18 protein-coding genes are annotated in these 19,433 nt (G+C 71.5%); 14 read left to right on the forward strand and 4 right to left on the reverse strand.

The annotated features are described in order from the left end of the window. Positions 1–6: 6 nt before the first annotated feature. The 8 genes from OG905_RS13915 (at position 7) to OG905_RS13950 (ending at position 8,947) form a co-directional block, all read left to right on the forward strand. The gene (locus OG905_RS13915; protein ID WP_328668283.1) at positions 7–2,100 is read left to right on the forward strand and encodes a PBS lyase; all 2,094 of its coding nucleotides are present in this window, start codon (positions 7–9) and stop codon (positions 2,098–2,100) included. Next, a complete protein-coding gene (locus tag OG905_RS13920) occupies positions 2,097–2,402 on the forward strand; it encodes a zinc-ribbon domain-containing protein (protein ID WP_328668284.1) in 306 nt (101 codons plus the stop codon). The genes OG905_RS13915 and OG905_RS13920 overlap by 4 nt, the downstream gene beginning before the upstream one ends. Before the next feature lie 94 nt (positions 2,403–2,496). Next, positions 2,497–3,204 (forward strand): hypothetical protein, encoded by a 708-nt coding sequence (locus OG905_RS13925; protein WP_328668285.1) that lies wholly within the window; start codon positions 2,497–2,499, stop codon positions 3,202–3,204. Next, on the forward strand, positions 3,201–4,505 hold the full coding sequence (locus tag OG905_RS13930) for a HAMP domain-containing sensor histidine kinase (protein ID WP_328668286.1): 1,305 nt from the start codon (positions 3,201–3,203) through the stop codon (positions 4,503–4,505). Before OG905_RS13925 ends, OG905_RS13930 begins: the two co-directional genes overlap by 4 nt. A 63-nt stretch (positions 4,506–4,568) precedes the next feature. Beyond that, positions 4,569–5,981, forward strand: a complete 1,413-nt coding sequence (locus OG905_RS13935; protein ID WP_328668287.1) for an FtsW/RodA/SpoVE family cell cycle protein — start codon at positions 4,569–4,571, stop codon at positions 5,979–5,981. Continuing rightward, complete coding sequence (locus tag OG905_RS13940) at positions 5,978–7,435, forward strand: penicillin-binding transpeptidase domain-containing protein (RefSeq protein WP_328668288.1); 1,458 nt, start codon at positions 5,978–5,980, stop codon at positions 7,433–7,435. Before OG905_RS13935 ends, OG905_RS13940 begins: the two co-directional genes overlap by 4 nt. A gap of 4 nt (positions 7,436–7,439) precedes the next feature. Further along, the gene (locus tag OG905_RS13945) at positions 7,440–8,489 is read left to right on the forward strand and encodes an amidase (RefSeq protein WP_328668289.1); all 1,050 of its coding nucleotides are present in this window, start codon (positions 7,440–7,442) and stop codon (positions 8,487–8,489) included. After that, complete coding sequence (locus OG905_RS13950) at positions 8,486–8,947, forward strand: DUF3291 domain-containing protein (RefSeq protein WP_328668290.1); 462 nt, start codon at positions 8,486–8,488, stop codon at positions 8,945–8,947. The genes OG905_RS13945 and OG905_RS13950 overlap by 4 nt, the downstream gene beginning before the upstream one ends. Here the strand turns inward: OG905_RS13950 and OG905_RS13955 are convergent. After that, positions 8,944–10,053 carry a ferritin-like domain-containing protein gene (locus OG905_RS13955; protein ID WP_328668291.1) on the reverse strand — a complete coding sequence of 370 codons (1,110 nt, stop codon included), beginning with the start codon at positions 10,051–10,053 and terminating at the stop codon, positions 8,944–8,946. The two genes, OG905_RS13950 and OG905_RS13955, sit on opposite strands and share 4 nt — an antisense overlap. Positions 10,054–10,183: 130 nt before the next feature. Between OG905_RS13955 and OG905_RS13960 the strand changes: the two genes are divergently transcribed. Then, positions 10,184–11,119: an AurF N-oxygenase family protein gene (locus tag OG905_RS13960; protein WP_328668292.1), complete on the forward strand. Its 936-nt coding sequence runs from the start codon at positions 10,184–10,186 to the stop codon at positions 11,117–11,119. 26 nt (positions 11,120–11,145) lie between these two features. Next, complete coding sequence (locus OG905_RS13965; RefSeq protein ID WP_328668293.1) at positions 11,146–11,874, forward strand: TetR/AcrR family transcriptional regulator; 729 nt, start codon at positions 11,146–11,148, stop codon at positions 11,872–11,874. Between the two features lie 57 nt (positions 11,875–11,931). Here the strand turns inward: OG905_RS13965 and OG905_RS13970 are convergent, their stop codons facing one another. Both OG905_RS13970 and OG905_RS13975 read right to left on the reverse strand, forming a co-directional pair. Continuing rightward, positions 11,932–13,008: a mandelate racemase/muconate lactonizing enzyme family protein gene (locus OG905_RS13970; RefSeq protein WP_328668294.1), complete on the reverse strand. Its 1,077-nt coding sequence runs from the start codon at positions 13,006–13,008 to the stop codon at positions 11,932–11,934. Positions 13,009–13,256: 248 nt separating this feature from the next. Further along, a complete protein-coding gene (locus OG905_RS13975) occupies positions 13,257–14,486 on the reverse strand; it encodes a helix-turn-helix domain-containing protein (RefSeq protein WP_328668295.1) in 1,230 nt (409 codons plus the stop codon). A gap of 124 nt (positions 14,487–14,610) precedes the next feature. Between OG905_RS13975 and OG905_RS13980 the strand changes: the two genes are divergently transcribed. The 3 genes from OG905_RS13980 to OG905_RS13990 are packed head-to-tail and all read left to right on the forward strand — an operon-like array spanning position 14,611 to position 17,236. After that, positions 14,611–15,735, forward strand: coding sequence for a DegT/DnrJ/EryC1/StrS family aminotransferase (locus OG905_RS13980; protein WP_328668296.1), 1,125 nt, complete (start codon positions 14,611–14,613; stop codon positions 15,733–15,735). Next, positions 15,732–16,475, forward strand: a complete 744-nt coding sequence (locus tag OG905_RS13985; protein WP_328668297.1) for a hypothetical protein — start codon at positions 15,732–15,734, stop codon at positions 16,473–16,475. Before OG905_RS13980 ends, OG905_RS13985 begins: the two co-directional genes overlap by 4 nt. Next, complete coding sequence (locus tag OG905_RS13990) at positions 16,475–17,236, forward strand: amidohydrolase family protein (RefSeq protein ID WP_328668298.1); 762 nt, start codon at positions 16,475–16,477, stop codon at positions 17,234–17,236. Before OG905_RS13985 ends, OG905_RS13990 begins: the two co-directional genes overlap by 1 nt. 154 nt (positions 17,237–17,390) lie before the next feature. Here the strand turns inward: OG905_RS13990 and OG905_RS13995 are convergent, their stop codons facing one another. Then, entirely contained in the window at positions 17,391–18,374 is a 984-nt protein-coding gene (locus tag OG905_RS13995; protein ID WP_328668299.1) for a dihydrodipicolinate synthase family protein, read from the reverse strand. Positions 18,375–18,449: 75 nt separating this feature from the next. Between OG905_RS13995 and OG905_RS14000 the strand changes: the two genes are divergently transcribed. After that, positions 18,450–19,433: an LLM class flavin-dependent oxidoreductase gene (locus OG905_RS14000; RefSeq protein WP_328668300.1), complete on the forward strand. Its 984-nt coding sequence runs from the start codon at positions 18,450–18,452 to the stop codon at positions 19,431–19,433.

Below are 19,433 nucleotides of genomic sequence, written 5' to 3' on the forward strand. Positions count from 1 at the left end.
GCAAGCGTGTTCGGGGGGATCCACGAGGTCGACTGGGCAGCACTGGGGCACGCCTACGGTCCGGCGGACGATGTGCCGCAAATGCTGTACGCACTGGCCTCGGCGGACCCGGACGACCGCGAGACGGCGCTCGACGGCATGTACGGAGCGGTGCACCACCAGGGCGATGTGTACGACTCGACGCTCGCCTGCATTCCCTTCCTCCTCGAACTCGTGGCGAATCCGACGGTCCAGGACCGCGGCGGCATCGTCGAGTTGCTGACCAGCATCGGCGGCATCGATCTGGACGACGACGAACTGGACCCGGAGGACGAGGAGTTCGAGTACGCCGCCAACTACGCGATGGCCGCGTCCGCCGTGACCGCAGGCGCGGACGTCTTCCTGGCGCTGCTCGGCGCCGAGGACCGCGGGCTGCGGCTCGCCGCGCCGCTCGCCCTCGCGACCCTGCACAGCGATCCCGAGCTGGTGCTCGCCCTGCTGCGGGAGCGGCTCGGCGCGGAGCCCGACGAGGAGGTGCGCTTCGCCTGCGTCGAGGCCGGGGGCCGGATAGCGCTGCGGCACCGGCGGCTCGCCCCCGAAGTGGTGGAGTGGCTTCTGGGGCTGACCCGGGTGCCGTCCTGCCCGGGCCTGCGGCTGGCCGCGCTCGCGCAGCTCGCCCGCTGCGCGCCGGACGCTCTGCCCGCCGATGTGGTGCCGGGGGTGACGGGGCTGCTGCGTGAGCTGCGCGCCGAGCCGGTGACCGCGTCCCCCCTCGCGGAGCCCGTGCCCGAACGGCCGCCCGCGCCGACCCTGCTGGGGCGGCTGCGCGAGGCGCACGAGGCGGACACGGTCGGCCGTGGTGCGCCCTGGACCGCGGATCTGCTGAGGACGCTGCACTCCGGTCTCGGCGATCGCGTGGACGACCGGATCGCCCTGCTCGTCGACCAGTTGTGCAGCCCCGACTGGGGGCAGCGGATCGATGCCGTACGGATGAGCAGCGGGCTGCTGCGGACCTGGCGCGGTGCCTACGGTGAGCTGGTGAGCCTGATCGGTGAGCAGCTCGCCGACCCGGAGAAACGTCTTTCCGACGCGGCCGCCGACACCCTCGGGGAGCTGTTCGCTCTGGCCGCGCCCGCCGCCGACGCCCTGGCCGACCGGGTGGCCGCCGACCCCGAGTCCTGGGTGCGTCACTGGCAGGGCGGGCCACCGACGCTCGGCAGCGCGGTCTCGGCCCTGGCGCGGGCGGGCGACCGGCGAGCCGTGCCGGTGCTGGCGCGGACGCTGGACCTTCCGGAGCCGCCGCACGACCTGGGCTATGCGCTGGACCATCTGGGCCCGGCGGCGGCACCGCTGGCACCGGCGCTGCGGCGCAGGCTCGGCGAGGTCGACCTGGACGAGCGGCTCTTCGACCGGGCCGGACCACTGATGTACGGGCTGACGGCGCTGCGGGCCGCCGAGGCGGCGCCCGAGGTGCTGCGGGTGCTGCGGGGCGCGCCCGACTACCGCAGGGAGTGGGTCGCCGAGTCGGCGCTGCGGGCGCTGACCGCCTTCGGTCCCGCCGCGGCGGACGCGATACCGGACCTGCGGGCGCTGCTGCGCTCGGTCGGCGTCGGCTCCGGTTTCTCGGCGTCGCTCGCGGCGAGGACGGCGGGCGCGCTGTGGGCGGTCGAGGGTGATGCCGGGGCCGTACTGCCCGTGCTGTGTGCCGCGCTGTCAGAGGCGGACTCCGGCGGACGGCGCTCGGCGGCGACGGCGCTCGGCGCGCTGGGCCCGGCGGGCGAGAAGGCCGCGCCCGCGCTGCGTGAACTGCTGGGGGCGGCCGAGCCGTGGACCCGGGTGGACGCGGCGATCGCGCTGTGGCGGGTGACCGGCGATCCCGGGCGGGCATGGCCGGTGCTGCTCAAGTCCTGGGAGCAACTGCCCGCCACCCGGGCCGCGATCGCCCAGCGCCTGACCGAAATGTCGGTTGAGGGGGCCGAGCGCATTCTGCGCGAGGAGCTCTATTCCGTACGACGCCACAATGCGATCGACGGCGGCTACGGCAGTCATGACATCTTTACCGACGAGAAGCTGCTGGCCCTGTGCCGGCGGGCGTTGACGAGGGAGAGACCAAGAGCATGATCATCTTTGGTAGCAGGGGCTACGTCTACCAGCTGGCGATACTCACGCTGGTGTGCGGGCACTGCGGCAATCCGTCCGCGCACACGCTGAGGAAGTACGTCACCAAGTTCACGCTGTTCTTCATCCCGCTGTTCCCGTTCTCGACGAAGTTCGCGACGCAGTGCACCTTCTGCGGCATGGAGCAGCGGATCACCAAGGAGCAGGCGGAGCAGCTGCAGGCGCAGGCCGCGGGCGTTCAGCCGCAGGCCCAGGGGTACGGGCAGCCGCAGCAGCAGCCCGGTCAGCAGCCGTACCAGCACTGACGGGCCCGGGGGGAAGCCGGCCGGGCGCCGGCCCTCGGTACCAGCATCACCTGTAGAGCCGTACCTCGGGCCACGCCGCCCGGCAAGGAGAATCTTGAGCCCGAGCTCGAACCGCCTGTTGTACGCCGTGCTGCTCACGGCGTCCGCAGCCGTACTCCTTGCCGGCTGCGGCGACGAGGGACGGATGAAGAGCGCGGGCGCGACCCCCACGGCGGTCGGCCCCGTACGGCTGTGGCCCGATCTGCCGCCCGTCACCGCGCCGCCCAACGACTACGGCGAGACGGACACCGAGCGCGTCCCCGGCATCAAGGTGCCGGGCGACAACGTCCGCGCACTCGACGCCGTCGCCGTCGTGCAGGCCGAGGCCGCGGCCCACCCCGATCAGGTCACCGGCGTCGACGGCCTCTACCAGGAGACCGTCCAGCAGCTCGGCACCTGCGAGGAGAAGCCGAAGTCCTGTCCGGTCCTCGCGCCGTACTACCGCGATCTGACCGGCGACGGCCACGAGGAGCTGATCGTCGGCATCAAGATGCCCGAGCAGCAGACGGCGGTGCGTGTCTACATGCCCGACAAGGGCGGCCTGACCCGCGTCATGTCCACCTCCGACCAGGTCGTCAGCGTGGATCTGGCCGGCCGGGACCTGATCATGCGCTCCGTCTCGGCGGGCATCCCCGGATACGAGTACCGCACCGCCTGGTCCTGGGACGAACCGCAGCACGCCATGCTGCCCACCCGTGACGAGATCGTCCGCGTCAAGTCCTCACGCTCCCACGCGCCCGAGCGCTCGGCGGCCCGGCAGTGAATCGGCCTCGGCTCCCCCGCTGGACCGCGACCCTCACCTGGAAGGCCGCGGTCTTCATCACCGTGATGTGCTGCGCACTGGCCGCGATGCTCGGCGCGCTGGTGCACGCATCGATGACCCGGCAGACGGTGGATCAGGCCCGGGAGAAGGCGCTGGCCCGACTGGTCGAGGTCACCCGGGCATACGAGTCGGGCGACCCGGTGCCCCGGTTCGGGGGCGTCGACCCGCCGGGGCTGCCGCACTCGCTGCGCGCCCTCGCCGTGGGCGGGAAGCGCGGCACGATGGTCGAGAGCTTCCGGGGCCGCCCCACCATGTGGGCCGCGGGCCCGGCCGACGGGCGGGCGCTCGCCGTCCGCGTCGACTACACCACCAGCGCGAACACGATCACCGGCCTGGACCGGGCGATCGTCGGCTCCTCGGTGCTGGCCATCGGGGCGACGCTGCTGGTGGGCGCGTTCGCCGTCACCAGGATCACGCGCAGGCTCCATCTGACGGCGCAGGTCGCGCGGAAGATCAGCGCGGGCGACCTGGACGCGCGCGTCAACGACCCGCGCACCAAGGACCCTTCGCGCCCCCAGGACGAGGTCGCGACGGTCTCCGGCGCGCTGGACACCATGGCCTCGTCCCTGCAGGGCAAGCTGCTGAGCGAGCAGCGGTTCACCGCCGACGTGGCGCACGAGTTGCGTACGCCGCTGACCGGACTGTCCGCCGCGGCCGAGCTGTTGCCCGAGGGCCGTCCGGCCGAGCTGGTGCGGGACCGGGTGCGGGCGATGCGCTCGCTGACCGAGGATCTGCTGGAGATCTCCCGTCTCGACGCGGGCAGCGAGACGGTGGACCTGGACGTGCACGAGCTCGCGTATCTGGCCGAGCGGGTGGTGCGGGCCTCGGCCACGGACACGGAGATACGGGTCCTGCGCGACGCGACCGTGGAGACCGACAGGCGCCGGCTGGAACGGGTGCTCGGCAATCTGGTCGCCAATGCCCACAACCACGGGAAGCCGCCGGTGGTGCTGACCGTGGACGGCGCTGTCGTGACGGTCGCCGACCACGGCACGGGCTATCCGGAATACCTCCTCGATCACGGGCCGCAGCGCTTCCGTACGGACGCCGGCAGCAAGGGCCACGGGCTCGGACTGACCATCGCGGTCGGCCAGTCGGCGGTGATCGGCGCCGAGCTGCGCTTCTGGAACGCGCCCGGGGGCGGCGCGGTGGCCCGGCTGACCCTGCCGGAGTACGCAGGGCCCGTGGATGGCACGGACGACGTCGCCGACAACGCGGTGGAGCACGGCCGGACGGGCTGACTTCGGCCCGTCCAGTACCTGAGCAACCGGGTCCGGGACCGAGCCCCGGCTACGTTGCGAGGCATGACCGCAACGACGACGAGGCCGGCGGACGCTCCCCCGCCCGACCTCCGCCTCCCCAAGCGGCGGGGCGTCGAACTCTCGCTCCTCGTCTGCGCCGTCCTCATCTCCGTCTACGGCTACATCGACGTGGGCCTGACGAAGAACAACGCCGTCCCGCCCGACGCCGCGCGCTACGGAGCGGGCCTCGGCGTCCTGGCCCTGCTCGCCCATCTCGCCGTACGCCTGCGCGCCCCTTACGCCGATCCGCTGCTGCTGCCCATCGCGGTCCTGCTCAACGGCATCGGCCTGGTGCTCATCTACCGCCTCGACCTGGACACTCCCGGCGAGGTGGCCGCGCCCGCCCAGCTGATCTGGTCCACCGTCGGCGTCGGCCTGTTCATCGCCGCCGTCGTCCTGCTGCGCGACCACCGGGTGCTGCAGCGGTACGCGTATCTCTCGGTCGCCGCGGCCCTGGTCCTGATGATCGTGCCGATCCTCTTCCCCGCCGTGAACGGCGCCAAGATCTGGATCCGGATCGGCGGACTGTCCTTCCAGCCGGGCGAGTTCGCCAAGATCCTCCTCGCCGTCTTCTTCGCCGCGTATCTCGCCGCCAACCGCAACGCCCTGGCCTACACCGGCCGCCGGATCTGGCGGCTCCAGCTCCCCACCGGCCGGGTGCTCGGCCCGATCGTCGCGATCTGGCTGCTCAGCGTCGTCGTCCTGGTCCTCGAACGGGACCTCGGCACCTCGCTCCTCTTCTTCGGACTCTTTGTGATCATGCTGTACGTGGCGACGGGACGGACCGGCTGGATCGCCGTGGGCCTGCTGCTCGCCGGGGCGGGCGCGTTCGCCGTCGGCTCGCTCGAACCGCACGTCAACAGCCGGGTCACGGACTGGCTCGACCCCTTCGCCTCCATCCAGGCGGGCCAGGGCCCCGGCCAGCTCGCCCAGTCGCTCTTCGCCTTCGCCGCGGGCGGGATGCTCGGCGAAGGGCTCGGACTCGGGCACTCCGTCCTCATCGGCTTCGCCGCCAAGTCGGACTTCATCCTGGCCACCGCGGGCGAGGAGCTCGGCCTGGTCGGCCTGACCGCGATCTTCCTGCTGTACGGGCTTCTGGTGGCCCGCGGCTACCGCGCCGGGCTCGCCCTGCGCGACCCCTTCGGGCGGCTGCTCGCCGTCGGCCTCGCCTCGATCATCGCCCTCCAGGTCTTCGTGATCGCGGGCGGAGTGATGGGCCTGATCCCGCTCACCGGTATGGCGATGCCCTTTCTGGCGCAGGGCGGTTCGTCCGTCGTCACCAACTGGATCATCGTGGCGCTGCTCATCACGGTCAGCGATTCGGCCCGCGCGCCGCACCCCGAAACGCCCGAGCCGGGCGCACTCGCCCCGCTCCCGGACCGGGAACCGGCCTTGGACCTGGAGGACGAACGGTGATCCGCTACATCCGGCGGGCCGCCGTCCTGTGTCTGCTGCTCATGGCAGCGCTGCTCGTCAACGCCGCCCGGGTGCAGATCTTCGAGGCCACCTCACTCGACAAGAACCCGGCAAACCGGCGTGTGGCGATCGCCCGTTACGACGATCCGCGCGGGGACATCCTGGTCGGCGGCCGGGCCGTCACCGGCTCCAGGGACTCCGGCCAGCAGCTGCGCTTCGAGCGCACCTACACCGAAGGCCGGCTGTACGCGCCCGTGACGGGCTACTCCTCGCAGACCTACGGCACCAGCCTGCTGGAGAACGCCGAGGACGGCATCCTCTCCGGCTCGGCCCCGATGCTCGCGCCGCTGCCCTTCTGGAACGACATCAGCCGCGGCGAGTCGGCCGGCGGCAAGGTCGTCACCACCATCAAGCCCTCCATGCAGCGGGCCGCGTTCGACGGCCTGGGCGGACGGCGGGGCGCGGTCGCGGCCATCGAGCCGTCGACCGGGAAGATCCTGGCGCTGGTCAGCAGCCCCTCGTACGACCCCGGAGAGCTCTCCGGCACCGGGCCGCCGGTCAAGACCGCGTGGGCGAGGCTCAATGCGTCGGGCCATCAGCCGATGCTCAACCGGGCCATCCGGCAGACCTATCCGCCCGGCTCCGCCTTCAAAATCGTGACGGCGGCGGCGGCGCTGGACTCGGGCGTGGTCAGCGATGTCGACGAGCCGAGCGGCGCACCCGATCCGTATGTCCTGCCCGGGACCCGCACCACGCTCCCCAACACGGCGAGGGGCTGCGGCGATGCCTCGCTCGCGTACGCCATCCAGTGGTCGTGCAACACCGTGATGGCCCATATCGGGGTCCAGGTCGGGCTGGCCGGAATGCTGGACACGGCGGGCAGATTCGGCTTCAACGACCCGTCGCTGAGGATTCCCTCGGGCGTCGCCACGTCCAATTTCGACCGCCGGATGAGCGTCGACCAGGTGGCTCTCTCCTCGATCGGGCAGTTCGACACCACGGCGACCCCGCTCCAGATGGCGATGGTCTCGGCAGCGGTGGCCAACGGCGGCGATCTCAAACGCCCCTATCTCGTGGACCGGGTGACCCGCTCGAACGGCCACACGCTCTCGCAGAACACCCCGGTCTCGTACCACCAGGCGATGAGCCCGGCGACGGCGCAGCAGCTCCAGGAGCTGATGATCAGGGCGGTCGAGGAGGGCACCGGCGAGAACGCCGCGATCGACGGGGCAAGGGTGGGCGGCAAGACGGGCACGGCACAGCACGGTCTCGACAACTCCGCCACGCCGTACGCCTGGTTCATCTCATGGGCACAGGCCGAGGACGCGATCCGCCCGGCGGTCGCGGTGGCGGTAGTGGTCGAGGACGCGTCTGAAGTACGCGGCGAGATCAGCGGCGGGGGCAGCGCGGCGCCGATCGCCCGGGCGGTGATGGAGGCGGCACTGAGAGACTGACCGCATGGTGGTGGAACAGGCGCTGGAGCGGATCGGGCGGCTCGATCCCGGGCTGAGCGCGTTCGTCGAGGTCTGGCCCGAGCGGGCTCTCGCTCACCGCGCGGGTCGCCGACTACCTCTGTCCGGTCTGCCGTTCGCGGTGAAGGGGCCCTCCGGAATCCGCTCGTACGCGGCCCGTCGGCTGATCGCGGCGGGCGCGGTCCCGGTCGGTTCGACGTCGGTGCCGGGCCCCGGCACGTACTGGCAGACGTGGGGTCTCGGCGCCCACGGCCGCACACTCAACCCGTGGCGCGCGGACCGTACGCCGGGCGGTTCGTCGGCGGGTTCGGCGGTGGCCGTCGCGGCGCGGATGGTGCCGCTGGCCACGGGAAGCGACGGGGCGGGTTCGGTACGGATCCCGGCAGCGTGGTGCGGGGTGTTCGGCCTGAAGACGACGAACGGGCTGCTGCCGTCGCCGGACCGGACGGGCCTGGCGTCAGCGGGTGTGCTGACCCGCTCGGCGGCGGACGCGCGGGCCTATCTGAGATGTGTCCTCGACGGTTACGAGCCGGTCCGGGTGCCCCTGCCGCTTTGTGCGCGTTGGTCACCGGACCTGGGGTACGCCGAGACCGACCCGGAGGTGGAGTCGGTCGCCCGGTCGGCAGTGGACCGGCTGGCGTCGGCAGGTGTCGTACGCGTCGACAGGCGGCCCTTCGCCCTGCTCGACCCGAAAGACGCCTGGCAGTCGACCCGGCGCGGGGAGCCCGCGGCCGCCGCGGACGTGCGGGCGGAGAACGACCGCCGGCTCGCCGGACTCTTCAGGGACACGGACCTGCTCCTCACCCCGGCGACCCCGAACCGCCCGCACGGCCACGACGGCCCGGGCGAGCTCTACTCCACGGCCCTGACCTGGGCATTCAACCTGAGCGGCCACCCGGCGGCAAGCATTCCGGCGGGCTTCACGAGCGACGGCTGCCCGGTCGGCCTGCAACTGGTGACGGCCCGCGGCACGGACATCTCGCTCCTCGAAATGGCGGTGGCGGCGGAGAGACACACGATTAGGGTGCGCCCATGACCAACCAACCGAAGCCCTACGAACTCGCCCAGGTGAACATAGCCCGACTCAAATTCTCATTGGACTCCCCGGAGCTGAAGGACTTCGTCGACGGCCTCGACCCGGTGAACGCCGTCGCGGACGCGGCGGACGGCTTCGTCTGGAGGCTGAAGAGCGAGAGCGGCAACGCGACGGACGTCCCGGTCTTCGCGGACGAGTGGCTGATCGTGAACATGTCCGTGTGGCGGGACACCCACGCGCTCACCGCGTTCATGTACCAAGGTCAGCACCGGGAGCTGCTGAGCCGCCGCTACGAGTGGTTCGAGCGGGTGCAGGAGGCGATGACCACCCTGTGGTGGGTGGATTCGGGCCACCGCCCGACGGTCGCGGAGGCGGAGAAGCGCCTGCTCCACCTTCGCGAACACGGACCGACACCTGAGGCGTTCACATTGAGGGCGAGCTTCCCGCCGCCGGCCTAGGCTCCCTGCGCGCCCTGCGCGATCGCCTCCTCGACCTCCGAGACCCGGGCCTGCTCCTCCGCGGCGAAGCGTTCGCGGTCGAGCTGTTCGGCGATCTCCTCGTCCTGGGACATCAGGAGGTCGAGGTTGGCGTCACCCAGCTCGAAGACCCCCATGTCCAGATAGGCCTGCTGCAGCCGCTCGCCCCACAGCCCGATGTCCTTGACGCACGGAACGATCCGGCTGAACAGCAGCTTGCGGAACAGCTGCAGGTATTCCGACTGCTCGGAGAGCTCGGCCGCCTCCTGCTTGGGGATGCCGAAGTTCTCCAGCACCTCCACCCCGCTGAGCCGGTCGCGCATCAGATAGCAGCCCTCGATCACGAACTCCTCGCGCTCGCGCAGCTCCGCGTCACTGAGCTCCTTGTAGTAGTCGCGCAGCGCCATCCGCCCGAACGCGACATGGCGGGCCTCGTCCTGCATGACGTACGCGAGGATCTGCTTGGGCAGCGGCTTGTCGGTGGTGTCCCGCAGCAGGCCGAACGCCGCAAGCGCGAGCCCTTCGATCAGGACCTGCATGCCCAGATACGGCATGTCCCAGCGGGAGTCGCGCAGGGTGTCGCCGAGCAGTCCCTGGAGGTTGTCGTTGACCGGGTAGAGCATCCCGATCTTCTCGTGCAGGAACCGGCCGTAGATCTCGGCGTGCCGGGCCTCGTCCATGGTCTGGGTGGCGGAGTAGAACTTCGCGTCCAGATCGGGGACCGACTCGACGATCCGCGCGGCGCACACCATCGCGCCCTGCTCGCCGTGCAGGAACTGGCTGAACTGCCAGGACGTGTAGTGCTTGCGCAGCTCACCCTTGTCCTTCTCGGTCATCTTCGCCCAGTGGCGCGAGCCGTAGAGGGTGAGGGCCTCGTCGGGGGTGCCGAGCGGGTCGCAGGGATCGACCTCCAGATCCCAGTCGATGCGTTTGGCGCCGTCCCACTGCTTGTCCTTGCCCTTCTGGTAGAGGGCGAGGAGCCGGTCGCGGCCGTCCTCGTACTCCCAGCTGAAACGGGCGGCACCGGAGGCAGGGACCTGCCAGTGGAGGGTTTCGGGGGCGTGTGTGTAGCGGTCGTACGTCGACACCGGCGACTCCTTCGCCTCATATCCCGTATACCGAAGGCCACTTGGCAGGCTCACACGTTGGTAGACGAAGAGTCAACAAGTCGTACGCAAGGGATTGACGGGCTTACTGACAGGGAGTCTCATAATGGCCATGACGACAGTGACCGAACAGGACATCCGGCTGCTCCGCGACGCACTCGGCCCGCTCCGCGACCGCGAGCAGGTCGCCGAGCGCCTGCTCGAGTCCTCCGCCAAGCACTCCTTCGACCCCGACAAGGAACTCGACTGGGACGCCCCGGTCGAGGAGGGCAAGTGGTTCTGGCCGCCGGAGCTGCTCTCCCTCTACGACACCCCGCTGTGGCACACGATGTCCGAGAAGCAGCGCTTCGACCTGGCCCGGCACGAGTCCGCGGCGCTCGCCTCGCTCGGCATCTGGTTCGAGATCATCCTGATGCAGCTGCTGGTGCGGCACATCTACGACAAGCCCGTGACCAGCAACCACGTGCGGTACGCGCTCACCGAGATCGCCGACGAGTGCCGGCACTCGATGATGTTCGCCAGGATGATCCAGAAGGGCGGGACACCGGCGTATCCCCCACCGCGGATCTACCACAATCTGGGGCGCGTCCTGAAGACGATCTCGACCACGCCCGGTTCCTTCGCGGCGACGCTGCTCGGCGAGGAGATCCTCGACTGGATGCAGCGGCTCACCTTCCCCGACGAGCGCGTCCAGAGCCTGGTGCGCGGGGTGACCCGAATCCACGTGGTGGAGGAGGCGCGCCATGTCCGGTACGCCCGCGAGGAGTTGCGCCGCCAGATGGTGACCGCGCCGCGCTGGCAGCAGGAGTTCACCCGGCTCAGCTGCGGGGAGGCGGCGCGGGTCTTCTCCATCTGCTTCGTGAATCCGCAGGTGTACACGAACATCGGCCTCGACCGGCGCGAGGCGGTCGCCCAGGTCCGCGCGAGTGGACACCGGCGAGAGGTGATGCAGTCGGGCGCGAAGCGGCTGACCGACTTCCTCGATGACATCGGCGTCCTGCGGGGGCCGGGGCGTCGGCTGTGGAAGCGCTCAGGACTCCTCGCCTGATCCCGCACAGGGCATACGCTGCGAGCATGACCAGTCCCGCTCCAGCGACCCGTGCCTACCGGCGGCTCAGCGTCGAGGAGCGCCGCAGACAGCTCCTCGCGGCCGCGCTCACCCTCTTCGCGCACCAGCCGCCGGACGAGATATCCCTCGACGACGTGGCCGAGGCGGCGGGGGTCTCGCGGCCCCTCGTCTACCGCTACTTCCCCGGCGGCAAGCAGCAGTTGTACGAGACGGCACTGCGGTCCGCCGCCGACCAGCTGGAACTGTGCTTCACGGAGCCGCCCACGGGCCCGCCGACCGAGCGGGTCGCCCGGGTGCTTGACCGGTATCTCGTCTTCGTCGACGAGCACGACGCGGGGTTCAGCGCGCTGCTGCGGGGCGGAAGCGTCGCCGAGACGTCCCGTACGACCGCGATCGTCGACGAGGTGCGGCGGGCCGCGGCCGAACAGATCCTCGTCCACATCGGCGCGGACCGGCCGGGACCGCGGCTGCGGATGATGGTGCGCACCTGGATCGCGGCGGTCGAGGCGGCGTCGCTGATCTGGCTGGACGAGGGGAAGCAGCCGTCGGCGGCCGAGCTGCGGAACTGGCTGCTGGACCACCTCATCGCGCTGCTCGCGGCGACAGCGGCGACGGATCCGCAGACGGCGGAGGCGGTCGCGGAACTGGTGGCGCTGGAGGCGCCGTCGGGGGCGGTGGGGAAGCTGGCGGGGCGGGTGGGGGTGGTCGTGGGCGAGGCGAGGGGTTTGCCGTAGCGGGCGGGTTCGCCTGCGGCGGGGTGAAGCCCGCCGCAGGCGCCCGGACCCGCGACGTCACAGGTCGTGGCCCAGCCCCGGGCCCCCCGGAACATCCACCCACCCCGTGTCCACCACCCCCGCGAACGCGCTCCGCGCCAGCGGCTCCGCCTCCACCAGCAGTGGACCCACCAGATCCGCCGGCACCGTCGCATGCGGAAGGGCCGCGGCCAGATGCGCCGCAGCCAGTGACGCGACGCCCAGTTCCGGCATCGTGCCGATCTTCACCGCGAGGCCCGCGGACTCCGCCACCGCCGCGATCTGCCGCGCCCGGTGGAGCCCGCCGACCTTGAGGATCTTGATGTTGAGGACATCCGCGGCGCCACGGCGGACGATCTCCAGCGCGTCGTGCGGCGACTGCATGCTCTCGTCGGCCATCACCCGCACCCCGCCACCGCCACGCAGCGCCGCCATGCCGGTCAAGTCCCAGCGCGGCAGCGGCTGTTCGACCAGATCGAGGCCCGCGTCGGCGAGCCGGGCCACGGTCCTGGCGGCCGTGCCGGGGTCGTAGCCCTCGTTCGCGTCGAGGGACAGTTCGACGGAGTCGGGCACGGACTCTCGTACGGACCGGACCAGTCCCACATCCAGATCCGGATCCTCGCCGCCCTTGACCTTGATGTGGGTGAAGCCCTTCGCTGCGTACGCGGTCGCCTCCTCCGCCATCTCCTCGACGGTGCCGAGTCCGACGACCCAGGTGGTGGGGACGCGTGGGCGGACGCAGCCGCCGAGCAGCAGATGCACGGGCCAGCCCGCCGCCCGCGCCGCGAGGTCGTGCAGCGCGATGTCCAGCGCCGCCTTGGCGAGATGCTGGCCGCGGATCGCGGCGTCCATCGCGGTGTGCGCTCCGGCCAGGTCGCGCGGGTCGCGGCCGATGAGTGCGGGGGCGGCGTGTTCGGTGAGGGCGGCCTCGAGACCGGCGAGGGTCTCTCCGGTGTAGGCGGTCATGGGGGACGCCTCGCCGAAGCCGGACTCGCCGTCGGCGGTGCGTACTTCGACGACCAGGCTGATCAGTTCGGGGCTGGTGCCGCTGCTGATGACGAAGGGGCGTCGGTAGGGTGCCCTGACGACGCGCGTGTGGACCGAGGCGATCTTCAAGCACGGCTCCTTCGAGTTACGGCCCGGACCGTAAGGGCGCGGGCGCGTGTGGGGGGCGGCCAGGGGGTGTCTTTTGGATCAGGCCGGATCAGCGAGCGGGGTCTGGTGCGTGCGATCGCAGGCCGGAGGATGGGGGTCCCCCCGCCGAAGGCAGGGGGAGAGCCGACGCGGAGCGTCGGCGACTGACGACAACGCAGTGAGCGTGCGTGCCAGGGCACGCGAGCCCGGCAAGATCCGAAAGACACCCCCTAAAGGCGTACCCGGTAGACGATCGGCGGGCGGCCGGTCTGGCCCTCTTGTCGGCTGCCCGTCGGCACGGCGACCCCCGCCCGCTCCAGGCGCTTGAGGATGCGGCGCGCCGTGCGCTGCTGGACGTCCAGGTGTTCGGCGACGCGGTGCGCGGTGATGCCCTCGTCCGCGTCCTGCGCGGCCAGTTCGCGCAGCCGGTCGAGTGTTTTGGCGTTCAGTCCGACGCGGCGGGCGAGCGTCACCGTGCTCTCCGGGCCCGGAACCGGCGTCCCGGAGGACCGTTCCGCGTCGATCACGATGTCGACGTCGTCGGTCATCGAGACGACCCCGGCGACCGGGCCCACCGATCGCGCCCGGTTGACCGCGCGCCTGGCGAGCGATTCGGCCTCCGCGGCGGTGCGGCCGAGTCCGAAGCCGACGTGCGCGGCGCCGTGCCGGGCGGCGAGATCGCTGAGGAAGGGCAGACGGGTGAACTGCTCGCTGACCTCCTCCAGGACGCCACGGGTGGTGACGACCAGCCGCTCCCCGTGGGGCAGATCGGCGAGGCTGCCGCCCAGTACCCGCAGGTCGGCGGCCAGTTCGCTGTCGGCGGCCGGGAGGTCGATGATGCCGAGCGCGACCTGGGCGTCTCCGCTGTGCGCGCCCGCGGTGGCGAGGACGAGGGCCTGGAGCGTGGAACGTATGGAATGCCGGGAGGGTGCCAGACGTACGGCGTGCATCTCGTGGTCGAGCAGGTGGAAGGCCGAGCCGAGGCAGGTCAGGGCGACCCGGGTCTGCTTCTTGTCACGGGCCGTGAGATGGAACTCCGCCAGGTCCTGCGAGGTCAGCCCCGGCCGGTAGGGCAGTACATGCACATGCTCGGTGGGCAGCTTGGCCTCGGTGAGCGTCTCCATGACCTCGCTGCGGCGCAGCGTGTCGATGGAGATCCGGGAGACGTCGTGGCCCAGCCGGAGCAGTTCGACGAGGGCCCGCAACAGCGTCGCGCCGTTGTACGGGACATACATGGCGGGCCGGTCCAGCAGACCGGCGGCCGTCGCGAGGGTGTGCGGCACGACGCCGGTGAACAGCAGCGCGTCCACGTCGGCCTGCGCCCGCGCGACCACGTCGAGGGTCTCGTCCTCGTGGCGGTACGGGAGCGGCACAAGACGGTCGGCCCCGGACGAGCCGCCGACCGCGACCACCTTGGGCACAAGGTCCTCGGGACCGATCACGCCGACCGTGAGAGCCATCGGCCGGTCTCCGTTCTTCTGGAGTGGTTCTGCGGTACTTCTGGACGGGGTTGACGCCCGGCAACCGCGGTTCTAATTTCGGCCCAGGCCATAACCGCATGCTTGCGGAGAGGATAGTGCCCCGATGCCCGAACGGGAAATGCCACTGCCCACAGTTCTCGACGCCCGCGGCCGCACCTTCGGCGAGGAGGAACGGGCAGCGGTTCTGCGCGTGCTGGACTCCACCGTCCTGTGCAGCGCCTTCGGCAGTGAAGCACGCTCCCTCGAAGCCGAGATGAGCGGGATGTACTCCCGCGCGCACACGGTCGCCTGCAGTTCGGGGACGGCCGCGCTGCATCTGGCGGTCGCCGCGGCCGGGGTCGGCCCGGGCGACGAGGTCGTCACAACGCCGATCTCGGACTTCGGCACGGTCGCGCCCGTACTGGCGCAGGGGGCACGCGTGGTGTTCGCCGACGTACGCGCCGAGGACGGCAACCTCGACCCCGAAGCGGTCGAAGCCGCCGTCACGCCGCGCACCAAGGCCGTCATCGCCGTGCATCTCTTCGGCGGCGCGGCGGACATCGACGCACTGCGCGCGGTGTGCGACCGGCACGGGCTCGTACTGATCGAGGACTGCGCCCAGGCCTGGCTCGGCGAGGACGCCGGGGGCCGGCTGCTCGGCACGGTGGGCGACATCGCCTGCTTCAGCCTTCAGCAGTACAAGCACATCACCGCTGGCGACGGCGGCCTCGCGCTCACCGACGACCCGGCACTCGCCCGCCATATGCGGCTGTTCATGGACAAGGGCTGGGACCGCACCGAGGGCCGCATCCACCGGGAGCCCGGCCTCAACTACCGGATGCCCGAGCTCGTCGCGGCGGTCGCCCGCGCCCAGCTCACGAAGGTCGCGGACGTCGTACGCGTACGGCGGGAGCGCGCGGAGCGGCTGGCCGCGGCGATCGCCGGGATCCCGGGCGTCGAGATGCCCGCGCGCCGCGCGGGCCACGCCTGGTGGGTGGTGCCGCTGCTGGTCGACGACAACGCCCGCTGGGCCAAGAAGCTCCAGGCCGCGGGTATTGGGGCACTGCCCGGCTATCTGGAGCGCCCGCTGTACGCCAACCCGGCACTGCCCGGATATCCACCGGGCCTGTGTCCCCGTGCGGAGCGGCTGATCGACCGTACGCTGCTGGTGCTCCAGTGGAACGAGGGGTACTCGGAGGACGACGTGGACCGGATCGCCCGTGCCCTGGCCGACGGGGAAGGCCGATGAGCGCGCAGGAGTGGCTGCGTCCGTCCGCCGAGGAGTTCATCGGCTGGGACGTGGACGTGCTGTACGGGCCGTGGCCTCGGCACCACCGCGACATCGGGCTCCCGGAGGTCCGCGAGCGCCTGGGCCGTTCGCCCGTCGCCTGTGCGCTGGCCCTGTCGACGCGCGGCCCGCTCTTCGACGACGGCGAAGGCAACGCCGAGACGGTGCGCGACCTCGCCGACTGCCCGGAGCTGCTTCCGGTCGGCACGATCGACGTACGGGACGCGCTGACCGCGGAGGACCGGCTGGACGAACTGGCCGCGGCCGGAGTGCGGTTCCTGCGGCTGTTCACGATCGAGCAGATGGCCGAGCCCGGCTTCCCCGGCTACCGCCGGGTCGTCTCGCTCGCCCTGGAACGCGGCCTGACACTCCTCCACGACGGCGACCCACGCCGCTTCGGCCCGCCCCTCATGGGTCTCGGCGCCGACGTGCTCTTTCTCGACCTGCACGCCTATCTGCTGGCCGACTTCCTGCTGATGGCCCGCGAGGAACCCGGATTCCGGGCCACCACCCGGATGCTGTCGGGACCCGACTCCATCGAGCGCGTGGTGGAGACGGTGGGCCCGCGCCATCTCGTCTTCGGCTCGCGCACCCCGTTCATGGACATCTCGCCGCAGACGCTGCGGCTGCGGTACGCGGACATCACGGACGACGACCGCGCCGCGATCTCCACGAAGAACGTCGAGGAGCTGCTGGCCTGATGCCGATCATCGATGTGCACGCCCATGTGGGCCGCTGGCAGTTCCACCTCACCGCCGGTGACGCGGAGAGAAATCTTCGGCAGATGGACCGCTACGGCATCGATCTGCAGCTGGTCTCCGCGTCGGAGGCGGTCGTGTACGACGCGGTGGGCGGCAACGCGGCACTGAGCAAGGTGCTCGCGCAGCAGCCGCGGCTGTACGGATACGCCGTGGTGAACCCCAACCGGCCCGAGGAGAGCGCGGCGGATCTGCGGCGCTGCCTGGACACGGGACGGTTCGTCGGGGCGAAGATCCACACGCACTATCCGGGGCAGTTGCCCGGGGCGCGGGCGATGGCGGAGGCGTTCGACGTGGTCGCGGAGGCGGGCGTACCGCTGCTGCTGCACACCTGGGGCGACGAGGTCACCCTCCTGCCGGAACTCCTGGCGTCCCGCCCGGGCCTGCGCGTCATCATGGGCCACGCGGGCGGCGACGCGTGGCGCGAGGCGGCGCATGCGGCCGCGTCGTGCGACCGCCTCTACCTGGAGCACTGCCGCACGGCGACGGACGCGGGCCGCATCGCCTACGCGAGGGAGGCGGGGGTCCCGGTGGAACGCCTGCTCTTCGGCACGGACGCGACGCTGATCGACCCGTGCGTGGCGTTGGGGGTGGTGCGGGATGCGGGGTTCTCTCCGGAAGAGCTGGAGAGGGTGCTGTGGGGGAACGCGGTGGGGTTGTTCGGGTTGCCTGCGGCGCTTTCCCCTACCCGCCCCTTCCCTTAACCGGGGCTCCGCCCCGGACCCCTTGCGGGGGCTCCGCCCCCGGACCCCCGCTCCTCAAACTCCCCCAGACTTCGTCCGGGGGGACCCCCAAGGGGCTGGATTTTCGGGCGGGTAGGGGAACAGGCCCGCCACAGGCGCCCCCGCCCGCCCGCGCTTAGTCGTTCTCCTTCGCCAGCTCCTCCAAGCAGGCGAACACCGATTCGCGTTCCCGTACCGGGAGTTCGGGTCCGTACGGATCGTGAGCGGCGTGCTCAGGGATCAACCCCTCCCACACACCCGCCCACAGCATCCGCTGCACATACCCCTCGATCGGATCCCGGAACGTCGCCTCAGCGAAACGGTCGAGCCGACCCGACGCCCGCACAAACGCCCCGTAGTCCCCCGCGTCCCACGCGTCCAGCACCGCCCCCGTCAGCGACACCCTCGCCGCCGCGATGCCCACCAGCGCCGAGTCCGCGCCCCACATCAGGGACGGGCCGAACATCCGGTCCTCGCCGGTGATGGCGAGCTTCCCGCTCGACCGCGCCGCGCGGATCGCGTCCTGGCAGGCAATCGCGCGGTCCAGCGTGGCGAGTTTGACCCCGGCGGCCGACGGCAGGGCGAGCAGTCGGCGGATGAGGTCGGGCGGGTAGGGGTAGCCGCCCGCCTCGCCGTGGAGGAAGAAGCCGAGCACCGGCAGCCCGCTCTCCTCGGCGACCCGCTCATGGAGACGTACCGCCTCCGACTGCCCGGCCGGCCGGGAGGCGAACTGCGCCAGCGGGTAGACCATGACCGCGTCCGCGCCGAGGTCGGCTGCCTGGACCGCCATGGCGACGGTGGCGTCCCAGGCCTCCCGCAAGTTGCTCGCGCGGGCCGATCGTGGCACCCCCGCACCTGCCACGATCGGCCCTTGGACCGCTTCCCGCCAGGTGCGCAGCACCTGAAGGCGGTCGGACTCGGAGAGGTGGAGGCCGCGGCCGGTGTGCGCCCAGACGGCCACGCCGCCGATCCGCTCGGCCGCGATCCGCTCCGCGTACCCGCGCAGTGCGCCGAAGTCCACGACCCCGCCGGGGTCCATGGGCGTGGCCACCGCGGGCAGTACGGTGCCGCGCAGCCGCCGCACCAGGTCCTCCGTCGCGGAGGTGGGCGTCGCGGACATGGGCGATCTCTCCCGTCTGTTGCGGTCGTTGGCGACACGCTAGCCTTTACGGCCCGGACCGTAAAGGAGCGTCCCATGCGTCTCGGCCTGTACGTCAATCTCTACGCGGACGCGGCAGACCGGCCGCGTCTGGCCGATGCCGTGGAGCAGGTGCGGCTGGCCGAGGAGGCCGGATTCGACTGGGTGGTGCTCGGCGAGCGGCATCTGCACCGGCCCGGTTATCACGAGGCGCTCACCTCATTGGCGTATCTCGCCGCGCGCACCGAGCGGATCGGCCTCGCCACGGCCGGGCTGATCGCGCCGGTCTACCAGCCGGTGTGGCTCGCCGAGACGCTCGCGCACGTCGATGTGCTGTCGGGCGGGCGGCTCACGGCCGGTTTCGTACTGGGCTACCGGCCGGAGGAGTTCACGCTGTTCGGCACACAGCCGCGCGAGCGCGTGTCCCGTTTCGAGGAGTGCCTGGAGCTGGTCACCCGGCTGTGGACCGAGGACGAGGTCACCCACCACGGCCGCTGGACCTCGGTGGAGGACGCCTTTCTCTCGCCGCGCCCGGTGCAGTCCCCGCGGCCACGGATCTGGAACGGCGGCCGGGTCTCCGCGGCCCTGGAGCGCACGGCCCGGATGTGCGACGGCTGGACGACCTCGTTCAACGAGCTCGACTCCGAACTGCCCGGAAAGATCGAGGAGTACCACTCCTTCCCGCGCGGCGCCGCGAGTCTGGGCTCCGAGGTCATCGTCTGCCGCGAGGGTTACGCCGCCGCCACCTCGCAGGAGGCCCGGGCCGCGCTGGAGGCGCCGCTGCGCGGTCTGTACGACGCCTACGGCGACTGGAAGCGCACCTCGGCCGACGCGGCCCGCTACGCCCAGCAGTGGGACGACATCGAGGCGCGCTCGGTGATCGGTTCGGTCGACGGGTGCGTCGATCGGCTGGGAGCGTACGGCGAGATGGGCGCCGACGGGGTGGTGCTGCGCGTTCAGCCACCGGGCATGCCGCAGGCGGACGCCCTGAGCGCCATCGAGACGTTCGGCACAAAGGTGCTGCCCCGGCTGGGCGACTGA

This window comes from Streptomyces sp. NBC_00322 (genome assembly GCF_036147535.1).
In the GTDB taxonomy this organism is placed as follows: Bacteria; Actinomycetota; Actinomycetes; order Streptomycetales; family Streptomycetaceae; genus Streptomyces.